A 1,261-nucleotide genomic window follows, 5' to 3' on the forward strand; every position below is an offset into this window, starting at 1 on the left:
GGCTGTGTTAAAGTTTAGTGTTGATTTTTAGTCAAAAAATAAGGAAACCGTAATTTGACAAGAGCTTCATCAATTTATATGGTCTTCAACGGAATCAATCTTTTCTAAGTAAATGGTGAAGCTTTCTGTTTGAGTTGTTGCTAACAGAGTATCTGGATACTGGACAAATTTAAAAGAAACACTACACCGTAAATTTAGATAGTCGTATGCTATCGTAAGTGTCCGTCATTTCATACATGAATGATGCTAAAAGAAATTCTTTTATATGCTGTTTAGTGCTTTCATTACTACGACTATCTACAAATAAGAACCAAGCAAGGTAATTGTCCAAGTACTTTGAAGCTACACCTTTAAATCGTTCTATCCACTTCTTTAAACGGGAATGGAAACTGTTCACATTTTGTATGTGATATAAGCCCTTGATAACGTGTTTGCCACTGTCTGATTTAATACGGTAATGCTCTAAACCTCTTGCTTTAGCAAAGGATTTGTAGGCTCTCCAAGCATCAGTTACAATTACATTTTCTTTAGACAGTTTAGAACCAATTATTGATTCAACTTTCGGTTTTACAATGCGACCCATACAAGCGACTTTGGTTACAGTTGCTTTAGTTCGGTCTCTGGCGACAAGAACACAAACTTGTTCGTGGCTAATTCCTCTATGTTTGGATTTTCCGCCACGTTTACGAGGTTTACGATTAGTAATGCCGCGTTGTCCTTTTTGAGAGTATAAGAAATAGGTTTCGTCTATTTCAACGATACCGTCAAAATGTTCAAAGTCCATTTGTTTAAGTGCATTTAAAAGCTTATGTCTCCAATAAAAGAGAGTAACCCAAGTAACCCCTACAATCTCAGCCGATTTTCGTAGGGAGTAGCCTTTCAACATGCATTCGACAAAGGTAATCCATTCGTTACCTTTTCGGGTTCTATATAGAAAGGTATTCGTTGTGTCTGAAAAGGTCTTTCTGCAAGACTTACAGCGATAACGCTGACGACCATTGTTCTTACCGAAGCGAACAACGTGTTCGGACGCACAATGAGGGCATTCAAACCCATTTTTAAAGCGAGTTTCTCTCATTTCATTAATTAAACGACCGCCAGCCGAGGAAACAGGGTCAACATAGCGTTTAACCCATTGGTAAATTTGTTCCTTTTGGGTATGCGGCAATTTGTCGATATACTTTAACAAATTGCTAAACGCTTTGCTCATTTTGATAACCTCCGAACACTTGTTCTTGATTTGATTATAACAAGAATTCGG

General features: G+C 37.4%; 1 protein-coding gene. It reads right to left on the reverse strand.

The features are described from left to right. Nucleotides 1-181 precede the first annotated feature (181 nt). The gene (locus tag FWJ67_RS11145) at nucleotides 182-1,210 is read right to left on the reverse strand and encodes an IS1595 family transposase (RefSeq protein WP_414482859.1); all 1,029 of its coding nucleotides are present in this window, start codon (nucleotides 1,208-1,210) and stop codon (nucleotides 182-184) included. Nucleotides 1,211-1,261 lie beyond the last annotated feature (51 nt).

Origin of the sequence: Limnochorda sp., assembly GCF_047459355.1 — a bacterium.
Taxonomy (GTDB): Bacteria; Bacillota; Limnochordia; order Limnochordales; family Limnochordaceae; genus Limnochorda.